This window comes from Williamsia sp. 1135, assembly GCF_002095395.1.
GTDB lineage: Bacteria > Actinomycetota > Actinomycetes > Mycobacteriales > Mycobacteriaceae > Williamsia.
This window is the reverse complement of the sequence record NZ_MJEI01000058.1, coordinates 1-15542: the sequence shown is the minus strand read 5'-3', so window position 1 is coordinate 15542 and position 15542 is coordinate 1. Positions and strand designations below refer to the sequence as shown.

The 15542-nt window shown below is 63.2% G+C and carries 8 protein-coding genes and 2 pseudogenes; 3 read left to right on the top strand and 7 right to left on the bottom strand.

All coding sequences use genetic code 11. The features are described 5' to 3' along the window. The first annotated feature begins 508 nt into the window (after nt 1–508). Nucleotides 509–5398, top strand: coding sequence for a DEAD/DEAH box helicase (locus BFL43_RS02995; RefSeq protein WP_084890631.1), 4890 nt, complete (start codon nt 509–511; stop codon nt 5396–5398). Between the two features lie 421 nt (nt 5399–5819). Here the strand turns inward: BFL43_RS02995 and BFL43_RS02990 are convergent. Beyond that, nucleotides 5820–6041 (bottom strand): annotated as a pseudogene (locus BFL43_RS02990) (LuxR C-terminal-related transcriptional regulator); the annotation flags it as partial. A gap of 625 nt (nt 6042–6666) precedes the next feature. On the opposite strand from BFL43_RS02990, the gene BFL43_RS28385 reads away from it, so the two are divergent. Next, nucleotides 6667–7911: a TetR/AcrR family transcriptional regulator gene (locus BFL43_RS28385; RefSeq protein ID WP_143695053.1), complete on the top strand. Its 1245-nt coding sequence runs from the start codon at nt 6667–6669 to the stop codon at nt 7909–7911. Nucleotides 7912–8056: 145 nt separating this feature from the next. Here the strand turns inward: BFL43_RS28385 and BFL43_RS02980 are convergent, their stop codons facing one another. The 5 genes from BFL43_RS02980 to BFL43_RS02960 all read right to left on the bottom strand — a co-directional run bounded on the left by BFL43_RS02980 (nt 8057) and on the right by BFL43_RS02960 (nt 14627). After that, nucleotides 8057–9484, bottom strand: a complete 1428-nt coding sequence (locus BFL43_RS02980; RefSeq protein ID WP_084890627.1) for a phenylacetate--CoA ligase family protein — start codon at nt 9482–9484, stop codon at nt 8057–8059. 176 nt (nt 9485–9660) lie between these two features. Then, nucleotides 9661–13362, bottom strand: a complete 3702-nt coding sequence (locus BFL43_RS02975; protein WP_143695052.1) for an ATP-binding protein — start codon at nt 13360–13362, stop codon at nt 9661–9663. Nucleotides 13363–13453: 91 nt separating this feature from the next. Next, nucleotides 13454–13822, bottom strand: a complete 369-nt coding sequence (locus BFL43_RS02970) for a hypothetical protein (RefSeq protein WP_084890623.1) — start codon at nt 13820–13822, stop codon at nt 13454–13456. A gap of 49 nt (nt 13823–13871) precedes the next feature. Beyond that, nucleotides 13872–14249, bottom strand: a complete 378-nt coding sequence (locus BFL43_RS02965) for an Lsr2 family protein (protein WP_084890621.1) — start codon at nt 14247–14249, stop codon at nt 13872–13874. A gap of 84 nt (nt 14250–14333) precedes the next feature. Further along, the gene (locus BFL43_RS02960; RefSeq protein ID WP_084890619.1) at nt 14334–14627 is read right to left on the bottom strand and encodes a DUF4193 domain-containing protein; all 294 of its coding nucleotides are present in this window, start codon (nt 14625–14627) and stop codon (nt 14334–14336) included. Nucleotides 14628–15053: 426 nt separating this feature from the next. Here BFL43_RS02960 and BFL43_RS02955 point away from each other — a divergent pair, with 426 nt between their 5' ends. Beyond that, nucleotides 15054–15398 (top strand): hypothetical protein, encoded by a 345-nt coding sequence (locus BFL43_RS02955; RefSeq protein ID WP_084890617.1) that lies wholly within the window; start codon nt 15054–15056, stop codon nt 15396–15398. Between the two features lie 42 nt (nt 15399–15440). On the opposite strand, the pseudogene BFL43_RS29820 reads toward BFL43_RS02955, so the two are convergent. Further along, nucleotides 15441–15542 (bottom strand): annotated as a pseudogene (locus tag BFL43_RS29820) (anti-anti-sigma factor); the annotation flags it as partial.

Here is a 15542-nt window from a genome sequence, read left to right as displayed (position 1 = left end):
GGTGGTTTAAATCCAGCAGCACGCCCGCCGATTGATTGGGATACGCCGGTTCAGGTCCTCAAGGACAGCACGGCTGGCGTGGTCGGGAGGGTGGTCGGCGAATGTGTTGTCGCCCAATCCAACTACCGGCGATTCGAGTATCGGCATCCCGGCGGGCGGTGATGAGTTGACTGCGACAGTTCAGCGGCAACACCGGGTGAATGTTGACCGTGCGGTCCCGGTGCACTACTACGTCCTGGAGAAGGGCGCATCGACTACTTGGCCGTGCAGTACCGGTTCGAGTACTCCCACCAGCGGATCACTCACGGCAATGTCAACGGCTTTTCTGTCGGCGACTTGGACCCGGACACCTGGCGGCCACCTCAGCCGAGGAGATCGAGTGGTTGTCAGGGCAGGGGCCTTTCGGAGCGCCAGATCTGGGGTTCGCCTAACACGTCCTCCTCCCACGATGATGCAACCCTGGGCGGCATAATCGTCACATCAGTCGTCGAGGATGGGTCGGTAGTTCGTGGCAAGCGTGCATGAGGTCATCGAGGTGTTCCGTAAGCAGCCAACGAACTCGGAACGGGGGACCAAGTTCGAAGAGCTGATGGTCCGCTATTTCGAACTTGACCCGATGCTGTCCCAGCAGTACGAGCGCGTGTGGCGGTGGATCGACTGGCCCGATCGTGACGGCAAGCCTGACACCGGTATCGACCTGGTGGCTCAGGAACGCGACACCGGCGACTACACCGCGATCCAGTGCAAGTTCTACGAGCCGACCTCCACTTTGCGGAAAGAAGACATCGACTCGTTCTTCACCGCGTCGGGCAAAGCGCCGTTCACCAATCGGGTGATCATCTCTACCACCGACCGGTGGGGCAAGAACGCCGAGGACGCGCTGGAGAACCAGCACATACCGGTACAACGGATCAACCTGGCCGATATCGCTGAATCACCGATCGACTGGGATATCGCCTGGCCGCAGGGCGAGCTGACCGTGAAGCTGAGCGAGGCGACCCGCCACGAACCGCGTCCGCACCAGCAGGAGGCACTCGAGGCGGTCTTTGACGGGTTCGGCGGCGGTCACGATCGCGGCAAGCTGATCATGGCCTGTGGGACCGGAAAGACGTTCACCGCGTTAAAGATCGCGGAGAAAACGGCCATCGACAACGGTGGCAGTGCGCGTATCCTGTTCGCGGTCCCGTCGATCTCACTGCTGAGCCAGACGTTGCGGGAGTGGACGGCGCAGACGAAGCTGGATATTCGGGCGTTCGCGGTCTGTTCGGACTCGAAGGTGTCCCGGTCAGCCGAGGACTACAGCACCGTCGATGTAGCCATCCCAGTGACCACAGACGCTGCGGTCCTCGCTGCCCACATGGCCCACCGCAAACGGTCCAAAGGCTTGACGGTGGTGTTCACCACGTACCAGTCCCTGCCGACTGTTGCCGGTGCACAGGGTCACGGCGTCGACCCGTTCGACCTTGTGATCTGCGACGAAGCGCACCGCACCACCGGCGTCACCGTGTCCGGAGCGGATGAATCGAACTTCGTGAAAGTTCACGACAACGACTTTCTGGCCGCGACCCGGCGGCTGTACATGACTGCCACGCCGCGGATCTTCGACGACGCCGTCAAAGAAAAAGCGGCCGATCACTCCGCCGAACTGTCGTCGATGGATGACGTCGAGATTTTCGGTCCCGAGTTTCACCGGCTCTCGTTCGGGGACGCGGTCGAACGCGGGCTGCTCACCGACTACAAAGTGATCGTGCTGACGGTCGATGAAGAGCTAGTCGCCGCGCCGATGCAAAAGCAATTGGCCGGCGACTTTGCTGAGCTGCAGCTCGACGACGCCTCGAAGATCGTCGGATGCTGGAACGGTCTGGCCAAGCGGGCCGGACGTTCCCCCGACGGCGACGGATTCGACATCGGGGCGCCGCCGATGCGCCGGGCGGTCGCGTTCGCCAAAGACATTGCCGCGTCCAAGCAGGTCGCCGAGGTGTTTCCTGCGGTGGTCGACGCTTACCGCGATCTGCTGACCGATTCCGAAAATGATGGAGAGCAGGTTGACGCCACCAACCGGGATCTGCACTGCGAAGTGCATCATGTGGATGGCACCTTCAATGCGCTGCGACGTAACGAGCAGCTCGCCTGGCTCAAAGCACCCATCCCCGAGGGCGAGTGCCGCATCCTGTCCAACGCCCGGTGCCTGTCCGAGGGCGTGGATGTACCAGCACTCGACGCGGTGCTGTTTCTGCACCCGCGTAACTCAGTGGTCGACGTGGTGCAGTCCGTCGGCCGGGTGATGCGGCTGTCCCAGGACAAGGACTACGGCTACATCATTTTGCCGGTCGCGGTTCCCGCCGGCGTCAGCCCGTCGCAAGCGCTCGCCGACAACCGCCGCTTCAAGGTGGTGTGGCAGGTCCTCAATGCACTGCGCGCTCACGACGACCGATTCAACGCCATGGTCAATTCGATCGCCTTGAACGCCACGACACAACAACTGCATTCGGGTAAGGGCAACAACAGGTTGCTGGGTGGACATATCGGCCCCGTCAACGACGACGATGAATCCATCGGTGACGGACAGTCCACCACCACCGACACAACGCCCACGGACGGCACAGGCAGCGGAATGGCTTCGCAGATGGCGCTGTTCGCGTTGTCGGAGTGGCAGGAGGCGATCTACGCCCGCATCGTCGACAAAGTGGGCACCCGCGTCTACTGGGAACAGTGGGCCGCCGACGTCGCCGACATCGCCGCCGCGCAAATCGCTCGCATCAACGTGCTCCTCGACGGGGCCGCACCCCAGGTGGCTGCGCAGTTCGAGAGATTCCTGACGGGTTTGCGCGACAACCTCAACGACTCGATCAGCCGCGACGACGCAATCAGCATGCTCAGCCAGCATCTCATCACCAAGCCCGTGTTCGACGCACTGTTCGCCGGCCACGACTTCGCCGCCCACAACCCAGTGTCGATCGTGATGCAGCAGATGCTCGACGCTCTCGATGACGCGAACCTCGAATCCGAGACCGCGCGCCTGGACAAGTTCTACAACTCCGTGCAGGTGCGGGCGTCGGAGGTGAGCAGTGCCGAGGGAAAACAGCAGGTGATCGCTGAGCTCTACGAACGGTTCTTCCGGGTAGCGTTCAAAAAGCAGTCCGACGCATTGGGAATCGTGTACACCCCGGTCGAGATCGTCGACTTCATTCTGCGCGCCGCCGACCACGTGTCGCGCGAGCATTTTGGTCGGGGACTAACTGATGAGGGTGTGCATGTGCTCGACCCTTTCACCGGGACGGGCACTTTTCTCACGCGACTGCTGCAATCGGGATTGATTCTCCCCGCGGACCTGGTGCGCAAGTACCGCGACGAGTTGCATGCCAACGAGATCATGCTTCTGGCCTACTACATCGCCGCGGTCAACGTGGAAACCACTTTCCACGCCCTGACGACTCCCGGTGGCGAGGACGGGTCGTATGAACCGTTCGAAGGCATCGTGCTGGCCGATACGTTCCAGATCACCGAAGACGGTGATTCGATGGACTCGATCATGTTCCCGCAGAACAACGACCGCATCGTCAAACAACTCGCCGCCCCGATCCACGTGATTGTCGGCAACCCGCCTTACTCGAAAGGGCAAGCTAGCGCGAACGACAACAACGCCAACTTGCGCTACCCGACATTGGATGGGCGAATTGGCGAGACATACGCCGGACGATCAACGGGCACCAACAAAAACAGCCTCTACGACTCCTACTACCGCGCATACCGCTGGGCCACCGACCGAGTCGGCGACCACGGCATCGTCGCGTTCGTCTCCAACGGTGGCTGGATCGACGGCAACACCGCCGACGGGGTGCGGTTGAGTTTCGCCGACGAGTTTGCTCACCTCTGGATTTACAACCTGCGAGGAAACATGCGCAATGCCAACTGGAAGGAGGAAGGGGGTCAGATTTTCGGTGCTGGATCTCAAGCAACTATCGCAATATTCATCGGAGTCAGGGATCCCGCCCATACCGGACCCGTACAGATCCACTACCGCGACATCGGCGACTACCTCAACCGCATAGAAAAACTTCGGATCCTCGAAGCCAGCACCATCGTCAACGTCGATTGGCAGAGCATCGAACCAAACGCGCACGGTGACTGGATCAGCCAACGTGACGACGAGTTCAGCTCGTGGCCTGCAATCGGAACGAAGAAGGGCGGCCTGAAGGTCTTCGCCGCATACTCGTCGGGCCTGAAGACCGGACGTGACCCATGGGTCTACAACTGGTCACGCACGCAGCTCAATGCGCAGGTCGACGAGATTGCCGCCCAATACCAGGAAGTCCACTTGCGTCGAAGCAAAATGCAGCCGACAGGTACTGCAGGAGACGTACTACGCCAGAATCCTGAGCTGACAGGACCAGGAAAAATTTCGTGGAACCCAAGCCTGCGCCAGCGGCTGGACGGTGGCAAGAACTTCTCACCCGATGCTCAGTATGTTCAACCGAGCACATACCGGCCGTTTACCCCCCAATGGGTTTACTTTGATGTAGCGACCAGCGACAGGCGCTACCAACTGCCAGCGATGTTCCCGACACCCCACCACCACAACTACGGCATTTACCAGGTCGGGAATGGCTCAGCGGTCCCATTCAGCGTTCTGATGATCGCCTCGATCCCTGACCTTCATGTCACCGGCGCGGGCAGCGGCGGCCAGTTCTTTCCTCGCTTCACCTACGAACGGGTCGAGGCTACCGATGGGGGTGAGCTCGACTTTGGTTCCGCGGCTAAAGATTCCAATGTCGACGAGTACGGGTATCGGCGTATCGACAACATCACCGACGAGATTCTCGCCATCTATCGGGCGGCGCTTGGGGAGTCGGTGACCAAGGACCAGGTCTTCTGGTCCGTGTATGGGCAGCTGCACGTCCCGAGCTACCGGGACTCCTATGCCGCGGATTTGAGGAAGATGTTGCCTCACATCCCTACCCCGGAATCACTGGAACGGTTCACCCAGCTGGCGCAGGTCGGCGAGAAGTTGGGGTACCTGCATATGCACTACGGGAACGTTGAGTCGTATCCGCTGGACGTGCAGCTCAAACTTGCCGATCCTGCCGACCGCGAGACGTGGCGAGTACAGAAGATGAGGTGGCGGAGCAAAACCGACCACACCGCCATCGTTTACAACCCGTCGATCACTCTCGCCGGGATCCCGGCAGAAGCCGACGAGTACTTGCTCGGCTCGCGTTCGGCGCTGGCGTGGATTATTGACCGCTACCAGGTCAAGACCGACAAGCCATCTGGCATCGTCAACGACCCCAACCTCTGGTGCGACGAGCACGACGACCCCACCTACATCGTCGACTTGATCAAGAAAGTCACTACCGTCTCGATCGAGACCATGCGCATCGTGAAGGAGCTGGGGTGAACTGGTAGCAGTGCAGGGTGAAGATATAGCCGACGTCTAAAGCTTCTGTGCTGCACTATTGTTCGCCGCCTGTGGCGAACCGTAACCGAACAGCGCCTGGAAATCTGGGTACGGTGCTTTGATCAGGTCAGACGAACGGCAACATTGCCCGAGACCGGGCTCGCCTGAGTCAGCCGTCAGGCCAGTGTTCGTCATCACGAACCCTTCTCGCCGCGTACTCATCCGCGAGTCGGGCCGGAACACCGATTGCGAAACAATCGATAGCACTCAGGGCGCGCGTCGTCTGATCGGGTGAATTACGGCCGTGAGATTTTTTTTGCCATTGCACCGATGTAATTTGCCCGCGATCGGGAGCTTCCCAACGCGGTGGCACTGACCGGTGCTCGTCGAGCTTTGTCGGAGTCCGCAGCTGCTTGCGGTGTCAGTGTTCGTCGAATGTGGTGTGCCCGTCTTGTACCGCACGCACGAACAGGGCGACTTTGGTTCTGGCGGGTCGTCCTAGGGCTGCGTATTTTGCTTTGATTCTTGTCAGGTGCGTACTTACGGTTGCCTCTGTGATGAATAGTCGAGCTGCCGCTTCACGTTTGGAGTCCGAGAGCAGCCAGGCGCGCAGCACCTGTACCTCGCGGTCAGAGAGCTTGGGGGCGGCGGTGGTGGCAGTGTCGCGGTGGGTAGCTCTTTCCGCCGGCGGCGCGGACGCGAACAGTTCGCCGGAATGAGTACTTGTGGCCATTCTGCGGCTGCGGTGCCCTGTAGCCGGGCGCATGGGCCGGATATGTACCGCGGTCGCCTCGGTCACCGCGTGATCATTCACAGCTGTCATAAGTAACGATCCGTTCTCGTGCCGACCCGCCTCTCGACACTGGAGGCCGCAGATAGTGGAGCATGCGGCCGGTTGCGCAGGTAATGAATATTGCTCTAGCTAACGGACTAACGCTGGCTGTTGGCATCCAGCCTGCTTTGACTCTGACCGCAAGCGGCAGGCGGCGTGCCCTTGCACGCGACGACCCCGTAATCGTGCGCAGGGCGACGACTCTGTCCCGTGCGGATACGTTGCTGCAGGTGGTGAGCGGAACCGTCGCGCAAAGGCCTGGCGGACAGCGCTGCCCCACCGTGCACTGGACCCATCACCGTGTTTGACTTTGTCATCAAGACGGAGCAAGAGGGGGTACGAAGTGGCATCGGGGTCGGATCGATCTGATAGCTCACGCAGCCGGTTGCTAGCTGCTGGTCGTGCGTTGATTGCCAGTGGCGACGCGGAGTTGTTGATGAGTGGTCTACGCATCGAACAGGTCGCTGCGGCGGCGGGAGTATCGACGCAAACTTTTCACAATGCCTATCCTCGGGGTAGCCGGGCAGCGGGCGGGAAAGCGCAGTTCGTCGAGGAATTGCTTCATTCCATCGTTCCGGGCGGGTCCTCGCCGCCGGACAACGCGATGACCGACCTGTTTGAGCAGACTTTCGCCGGCGCCGACGGTGACCCGCGGGTGTGGATTCGGGATTTAGCCGGGCAGGCTAATGCTCACCTGCGCCGGGAGACGAGCACCCCGTTGCGGTTGCGGATCACTGCCTTCGCTGCGCCAGATGGCCCGCCGGCACGCGCGGTGCACGATCAGTACGACGTGATCACTGCCGCGGTTGTTGCCGCGCAGTCCGCAGCGTTCACCCGGCTCGGCGGGTTGAGCCTGCGTCAGCCGTTCACGATGGAGGCGGTCGCGGTGGCGCTGACCGCGCTGGCGGAAGGATTGGTGCTGCGCGCGCAGTATGACCCGGCCGCGGTACCGCAGAGTTTGCTGGGGGACAGCGCAATGGCGTTGTTGTCGGCGGTGGTCGACTTCGACGAACGCCATGACCACATCGACGACGCGTTGGTGTCCCTGATGGAGCCGCCCCCTGACGACGACGGTGTCGACGTGAGTGTGGATGCGTGGCCGGACGATCCTGAGCAGGCTGTGATCGACGCTGCAGCCATGGAGTTCGCCCAGCGGGGGTATTTCGCGACCCGGCAGGCACACATTGCCCATCGCGCCGGGATCGACTTGCTTACGTTGCGTCGACTGTTCCCCACCAACGTCGATGTCATCGTCGCTGGTCTGTCACCAATTCTCGATGCCGTGAGCAAACGTATCGATGCCGACCGGCGCATCGGACGCACCCCCACCGTCATTGTGGAGCGCTTTGGTCTGCGCCTGAGTGAGTTGCTCATCGAACACCGCCGCCTGGTCGAGCCGATGGCATTGGTCTTGAGCTTGCATGGCGCTCAATCGCAGGTCAACGCCACCCGTATCCGCGATGAACTGTTCTTTCCCGGGCTCATCGTCGGTGTCATCGAAGATGGACAGACCCTCGGGGTGTTCGCCGCTGATGTGCCGCCGATCGACATGGCGGTCATGTTCACCAACAACATCATGTTCCGGTGCCTGAGCAAGCGGGACGAGACCGCCGAGCAGGTCGCTGCCGCAGTGAACCGAATCTTTCTGCGCGGCATTGTTGTTGACCCCTCGGTTACGTGATCAGTACAGCGGCAGAAGCTGGCTGACCGACGGCGCCCGCGCGTCGTCGGCGCGGCCCGAGCTCTACTGGTCGCAGGATCAGAATCGGGCCCACATCGGCCTATGCCCCGCACGTGTCAGCGTGCGGGGCATAGGAACGGGTGGATTAGGAGTCCTGAACCGATTGCTGTTTGCCGGTGGCTTCGAATCCTGCCGATCTGAACGCCCGCAACGCGATCACCGGTTCGGCGTCGGCGCCTCGCTGGTCGTGCACGATGCGGTATTCCGCACTCATCTGACGCAGGCTGGCGATGGACAGCTGTTGCAGGTGCGTGGCCGTCTCAGCGTCTGGGGTGTGGCCCTGCCGTAGTTCTGCGTCGATGAACAATGTTTGTCGTTGCTCCTCGTCGGCGAGGACCCGGATGACGAACCGGCCGGTCAAGCGTGTGGCCAGGGAGATGTGCTCGACGGCCGGGCGCAGGTAGTCCGGGTAGATGTTGGCCGCGTTGAAGATAGCGGCCACATCAGTGCGGCCGTGCACAATCAGGAACATCTCGTCCTCGCCCACTGCGCCGGCCAGATCCCCGCGCCCACCGTCGGTGAGGCGTTGGCGGACCTGGACGCCGGTCAACGCTTCTCCGCGGTCATTGACTCGATACCGGATCAGAGGAAGGACCCCGTCGACGGTGAACAACAGATACCCGTCCATCACCTCCACGTAGGTGGCGTCGGGATCGTACTGTACGAACGCAGGCTGGTGCACCAGCAGGCCGCGCTCGGGCGGCACTGCGAACAACGACGCATTGAGAACAGGATCGACGGATGCGACGCGCCGGATCGCCACGGTGCCCGCAGTCTCATACCCGACGAATCCGACGTCGGTGGCCCCGTACAGCACTCGGACCCGGTCGCCGTCAGGGTCGCCGAGCATGGTGTGCGCGTGTGTTCGCCAGCTTTCGCTGACCGGCTCGCCGCCGACGATGATCTTGACGTCGCGCTCGCCCAGATGGTCCCTGGCGTGATCGAGAACATCCCGCGCAATCGGGGGATAGGCCAGGATGACGATTTGTTCGTACAAGGCGCCAGCAGCAGCGAGGGTTTCGGTGATGGCGGCGACGTCCATTCCCGGGGTGGCGATCGTGATGCGGTGTCCTCGGCGACGGAGCTCGAGGAGGGTGGCATAGATCAAGGTGCCGCCGACGTAAGGCCCAAGCGGGAAGGTGACCAGGACCAGCGTCGGTCGGCGGTGAGTCTGTGCGTTGTCGCGAAGGCAGGATCCCAGCATGGCGACGCAGTGCTCGAGGGTAGAGGTACCGCGGGGCCACCACGTCGGGGTGCCTACCGAGCCCGCGCTGGCGGAAATCGTCTCGATCAGCTCGGGGGTGCCGGCAAGTAGATCCGAGAGATTGTGGGCGTGGCGGTAGTCGGCCTTGGACGTGGTCGGCAGTGCGGTAAAAGCCTCCGGTGTCGTCAGATCGGCCGGGTCGATGCCGTGCTCGGTCAACAGTCGGCGGTAGGCGGGGACGCTCAGGGCATGCGTTTGAGCCACCCGCAGCGCGTGTTCTGCGCCCGGGGCGAGAGGGTGGGTGGACATGGCGGGGCCTTTCGTTCGGGGTCAACGTATGCCGCGCTCGTGCACTGAATGCTGTTGCTGTCAATGATGATTGAGGCCCTGTGATCACAACCCCGTCGCCGTCTCGCTCAGGCGCTCACGAGCGAGTGAGCGCTGGCGCCTCACCGTCAACGCCGACCAATATCACCGCTCATTGCTCATTGTTGGCGCCGTACGTGCGAGTTCCGATCTTTGAGCCGGTCTTCAGCCCGCTCGAACTCCGCGAGCTGAGCGCTCAACCCGAAATCGTGGCCCAGCGTGGCGCCGTAGTCATCGATAAGTCGGCACAAATTGGGTGACGGAACCCCCCATGACTCGACCGCCCGCAACCGTTTGAAGGTGGACGTGGACACCGACAATTGCGTGCACAGCGCCGTCACCGACATACCGGTCGCCTTCGGCAACGTTGTTGCTGCATGGTCCGTCGCGGCTTTGAGCTCGTTGCGGCGCTCGCGGAGGTCCTCTTCGAGTTCGACAAGGGTGTACACCCGGGGCGACTTATCAAGTGCGGCGAGGATCTCGGGAAACGCCAGACTGCCCTGTACGCGGTCATGGGAGCGGATGGTGTCCAGGACGTGGGTGCGCATGTCGTCGGTGGCCGCGGTCCGGCTCAATCGCACGATGTCCTCGCGCAGAACGGTGTACGACTCGGCGGCCAACTCGTCGAGAATGACCGTGCCGACATCGGTGTCGAGCACGCCGCACAGCTCGATCAGGGCTGGGCCGATCCGGGTGGGGTGTGCGCGCGTGATCACCCGTACGGCCTGCGCGCAGTGGCGGCGCCAGAGCGTGACGTCGATACCGAAAAAATCTGACCGTGACACCGCGGCGAGGTAGTCCAGGAGCATGGAGGAGGCCGCGGCGGAAGAGGTCTCGTGGACCCGGACGATGTGATCCATGACGACCGCGAACTTCGTCCCCGACACGACCTTGTCCGCGTCCTCGAGGTTGTAGCAGCCCAGTGTGCGCACCATGTCCCAGTCGGTGGTCGTAGGGTCGGCTCGTAGCGCCAGGATCCGCAACGAGGCCTCGACGGCCGCGGCCGCCGAGGCGACGTCGACTCCGCGCCGACGCCGGATTGGTGGGGTTCGGCCGGGGTCGACATCGATGAGACTGCTCAGGTAGTCGATCAGGTCGCTGACGTCCTCAGGTGAGGTTTGCAACCACAGGCAGCCGATCAGATCGCGATGAGCCCGGGTGCCGGTCGCGACGTGCAACGCCCCGCGCACCTCGCTCCACTCGATCGTCGCCGTCGAGGACCCCATGAGCCGCGCCAAAAGCAACGCTCCGGATTCTCGGTCCTCAGCAGCAGGCGAGGCGAGACGCTCACGGCAATGACTTACTATCGCGGGCGCATGTTTGTCGACACGGCCGTACCGACGCTCGGACCCGGACACCAGGGCGGTGGCGTCCTGTGTCCTGCCTGCGGCCAGCGAGATCTGCAGCAAACAGTCGAAGACCTGCTCGTCCGTCGGTGTTCTGTGTATGGCGCGGCGCAGCAGTGGGTCTATCGCTGCGTTGGGATCGGGTGCGGCAGCGAGCTGGGTCAGGGCACGGTGCGCCGAGGCGATGCCGGCATCGGCCGCGCGCGGCGCCAGCGGCAACAGCAGATCATTCGATATCCAGTCTGCGGCGGTCAACGCCGGCGGCATGACGTCAGCGATGAAGTCCAGCGGGACCTCGTGCTCTCCCAACAGTTCGACAACCAGGCGCTGCTCCCGGCTCGGCGACATGGTGCCCGTTCCACCGTCCAGGGTGTTCGCGATCGTCGCTGTCTGCGTCCGTACACACTCGCGTGGCGCTCCCGACGCTGCGGCCAGTGCCGGTAGAACATGGTGGATCACAATGGATCGGGCGGTATCCGAGGTGGTGTCGAGCAACATCTGCAGGTGCTCGTTGATAACGTCCGGAACTGTGGCGGCTACGAGCATTTGGCCGACGGCGATCAGTTCAGCTTCGTCCATGAACACGAACATTTCGTCCGGTTGTGAGGCAAGGTGCGCGGTGATCTCGCGCCACTGATCTGCCGTGTGCGGGGCTCCGGGGAGTATGCGGTGCTGATAGAGCAATCGGCCGAGGGCGAAGGCAGTGGTGTGATTGCCGACGTTGAGGTCCTCGACGACACGCACCACTTCGGCGAACAGATCAGCGCTGCCGATGGCGGGCCACAATCGGGTGAAGTAGTCCAAGGCGATGTGCGCCCGAGTCGTGGCATGGGTCAGTACGGCCACCAGGACACGGCGGACCAGCACCGGGGCCGTGGCGGCGACAGAGTCAAGTAGTCGCAACAGGGCGTTTTCGAAGTCGGGAGTGACGGCAGGGGAGGTCACCGCCGCGACGAGGTCAAGGTGCTCGAGTGCGTGCGCGACGGTGGTGGGGTCGCGGTAGGCCAACCGTGTCATCGCAGTCAGGACGGCGGCTTTGACCACGATGTCGGTGCGCACTTCCCAGATCACCAGTAGTTGGGAAATGGACTCGCCGATCGGTTTCGCCGCGATCGACGGGATGTGGTGCGCTGCGCGGATAACCGCTGACGCACCGACCGCACGCAGGCTGATGCGCGGCTGATCCAGGCACGAGGAATGATGAGCCCACGCCACCAGAGCGATACCTTGGATCGCTTCACTGGGGCTGCGAGTCAACTGCGTCGTGCTGGCAACGAGGTCAGCGGCCAGTGCCGGATCGTCCCCGCCGAGTATCAACGCCTGCTCGAGTACGCACCCGACAAAGAGGTCGCCATCGCGTTCGCTCGTGCGTTGGGTCAGCGTGGCCAGGCTCTGCGCCGGGCGGCGCGCCAAAATAGCTTCAGCGGCGGCGAACTCGAACATCGTTTGGTGAAAGAAGCTGCGCCGATCGCCGGTCGTGCTCAAGACACCACGGGCACAGAGGGCGTCGATGCCCTCGTCGATGTCGGCGGCCGAGAGTCCGCCCACCGCGGCGACCGCATTGGGGAACACGACCGGCGGCAGCTCCGGAAGCCCCGTCGCCAGCAACCCGAGGGCACTCGCGCGCGCCACCTCGGAGTAGTTGTTCTGTGCGGCAGGGCGATAGTGCGTCTCGATGTCGGTCCGGGCGTCCCGCACGATCCGGCGCTGCCAGTAGGAGCGGAATAGTTGGGTCATATCCAGGTCGTCCAGCGCGGGAACCGCTGGGGCCGACAGCTCGAACAGCACCCGCAGAAGCAGCGGGCTGCGGCAGACATCGGCGGCGGGAAGACCACGTGCGGTCGCCCGCCCGATGCTGGCCACGACCTCTCCCGGCGGAGCACCCTGGCAGTATCGGTTCGCCAACGCCGTTGCCGCTAAGTCAAGTTCATCGTCGTCGTACGACGACAACTGGTGATCGCGCAGATTGTCGATGGACAACAGGCCCGCTTCATGTGGCCTGGTCGCACAGATCACCGCAATGCCTGACCGTTCCACCATCTTCAACGCCCGCAGCAATATCTGGTGGGCCTGCAGGTCATGCAGAAGCAGGTCGACGGTGTCGAGCATGAGAATCACCGGTACATCCGAGCGCTCACTGAGTTCGTTGAGTCCTTGCACCAGATAGTCGACCGGACCGGTGACGTCAGTCCGCAGAAGCCATGTCGCGGACAAAAGTATGGGAGTCGCGCGGCCACGTCGAAAAAGCTCTGTGGCCAGTGACCAGAGCAGCGTGCTCTTACCAGTTCCGGCATCCCCGACAATGACCCTGGGCCAGCGGTGCTCGTCCAGCAATCCCTCGGCGATGTCGGACTCGATTGTGCGCTCGATCTGCAAGGCGTTGTCGACAGACAGTTCGGCCAAGTACATTTCGCTGGTGGAGTAGACCTCGAAGGCAGCAGCCGGCAGCGCACTCCCAGTACCTCCCGCGACCACCGACATAGAGTACCCACATCTTGCCGGAGCCCCCGGTCCGTCCGTCGTGGCTGGCCCGGTTCCTGTGACAACTCAGGGTGGTGCTGGCGATCTAGAGGGCTCTGGCGCTGACGTCGGGGATACGTAGTAGACGCTGGGTTGGGGTCCCGGGCGTAGCAGCGACGAGTTGGAGTGCAGCCGATGTTGTTTCGGCGATCATGATGGGTTGGTCGGCGCCGACATCCACGGTGAGGTGCCCGTGGACGTCGCCGTGCTGGTCGACGTCGAGGGTGATCGCCCGCTCCCACACATCAGAGAACGTCGCCACCCGGATCCAGGGACAACCCGGCCGGCGTTTCTTGAATCGGGGCGCCAGGACGCATCGACGAAACCCGAGAGTGGCCAGTTCGGTGAAGGGGTACTTATCGGCGAACACGGCCAGGTGCTGCTCACGGGTCAGGGCGGGGCGCCGGTCGGTCATAGCGGGCAGTGTGCCATCGCCTACCGACAGTGCAAGCGGGCGGCGACGGTCAGTGTGCGTCGTCGTAGGCGGCGGCGAGGTCGGCGGAGATGCGGCCGCGGGGACTGACTTCGTACCCCTCGGCCAGGGCCCATTCACGAATGGCGCGGTTCCGTTCCTGCCCGCTGGGCGCGGCAGGCTTAGGTTCGGGCGCCGTACCGCGTTCGGCGGCAGGGAAACGTTTGCGGCGCCCGCCGGTGCGGGTCGATGCCTGCAGCAGCCGGGCGACAGAAACTTCTCCGTTCTCGATGGCGTCGAGATGGGCTGCGCTGGTGTCCAATTCGTAGGTGACGCCGAGCCACGACCACTCGATCGAACGGACGTCGTCAGGTTCTAGAGTGGCGCCGTCGAGGTCGTCTGTGTACGCCATGGAGATTAGTTGCACCATGAGTACTGACTGTAACAAGGCCTCGATTGTTTGAATTCGACCTGCTGCGGGAGCAGGTTTCTACTCCTGCAGGCGCGGCGATGGTTAGTCCGCGCAGTCGCGGCACAGCAGCTCGTGGCCCTGCTGGCGGGCGAGTTGGCTGCGGTGCTGTACGAGAAAGCAACTAGTGCAGGTGAACTCGTCGTTCCTTTTAGGAATGACCCGGACGGTGAGTTCTTCACCGGACAGATCTGCACCGGGCAGCTCGAACGAGTCAGCGTCTTCCTCGCCCTGGTCGTCAACGATGGCGGCCTCTGCGCGCCGGGAAGTGAGGTCCTCGAGCGAGTCGGCCTCGGGGGCGTCGGGAACTGAGCGGGGCGCGTCGTAATCGGTGGCCATGCGTTCTCTCTACCTCGTGGTCTGCGGGTTTTAACTCGTCGACTGTAGCGCCACCCCCACACGCATAAACCTCAAGTACCCACCTGCCCTCCGCCGTGTGTCGCAGACTCTGGTGGTCGGCCTCTCGGGCGAGGCTACTGCGGCACCGGAGGTTCGGTAACGCTGAGAAGGTCTCGAGGAGATGGCCATGGTGCGGCGGGGAACCCCCAGATCGCCCCGCTGCGGCGTTCCTCGGCGTCATTCGATGTCGACCGAAGGCCTCCCCGGCCGCGCTCGGGGGCAAAGACCGATGCCCACGACCTCACCCGCGGCTCTACGAACAGTGTCGAGACGACACATGGTGGACGCCGTTCGCCGCGTTTCTGTCACCCGACCTATCGTCGGCCGGGCTTCATCGGTACCGGCGCACGCGAGCACCGGCGAGCAATGATCGAGCAGAATGTGGCGATGCGCAGGTACTCGGACCAGTCCACTCGGGAACGAGCGATCGGCATGTACACCGCTCGGCTGGCCGCCCGCGGCGGCTCGCAGGTTGGTGCCCGCCGTTACGTGGGCGCGATGCTGGGAGTGTCCGAAGCGACGGTGCGACGCTGGATCACCACCCACGAAACACTGGTGGCCTTAAGCGACCCCGCCGCCGAGGCGGACCGCGCCGCCAAAAACGCTGCGCTACGCCAGCAGCGAGCCAACGAGCGCCGCGCCATCGACCTGCTGATCGCTGCGTCCGCAGAGTTCACCGTTGCGGACGTCCTGTCCCGGTCAGGTCGGTAATCGTTAATGCGCGGCGGCCAGTTCGGTGTGGAAGCGATCCGTTCAGGTCAACGCCGAGAGGCCGCCGGCCAGGGTGGGGTAGATCGGGAAGACGCGGTCCAGGCCGACGAGTGTGAGGGGCCGGGACGTGGCGGGACCGTCTGC

Excerpts from the sequence above, each read along its gene's own strand:
- BFL43_RS02980 (WP_084890627.1), bottom strand. The coding sequence starts at position 9,484 with ATGTCCACCCACCCTCTCGCCCCGGGCGCAGAACACGCGCTGCGGGTG.
- BFL43_RS02955 (WP_084890617.1), top strand. The coding sequence starts at position 15,054 with ATGATCGAGCAGAATGTGGCGATGCGCAGGTACTCGGACCAGTCCACT.
- BFL43_RS02960 (WP_084890619.1), bottom strand. The coding sequence starts at position 14,627 with ATGGCCACCGATTACGACGCGCCCCGCTCAGTTCCCGACGCCCCCGAG.
- BFL43_RS28385 (WP_143695053.1), top strand. The coding sequence starts at position 6,667 with ATGAGTGGTCTACGCATCGAACAGGTCGCTGCGGCGGCGGGAGTATCG.
- BFL43_RS02965 (WP_084890621.1), bottom strand. The coding sequence starts at position 14,249 with ATGGTGCAACTAATCTCCATGGCGTACACAGACGACCTCGACGGCGCC.
- BFL43_RS02970 (WP_084890623.1), bottom strand. The coding sequence starts at position 13,822 with ATGACCGACCGGCGCCCCGCCCTGACCCGTGAGCAGCACCTGGCCGTG.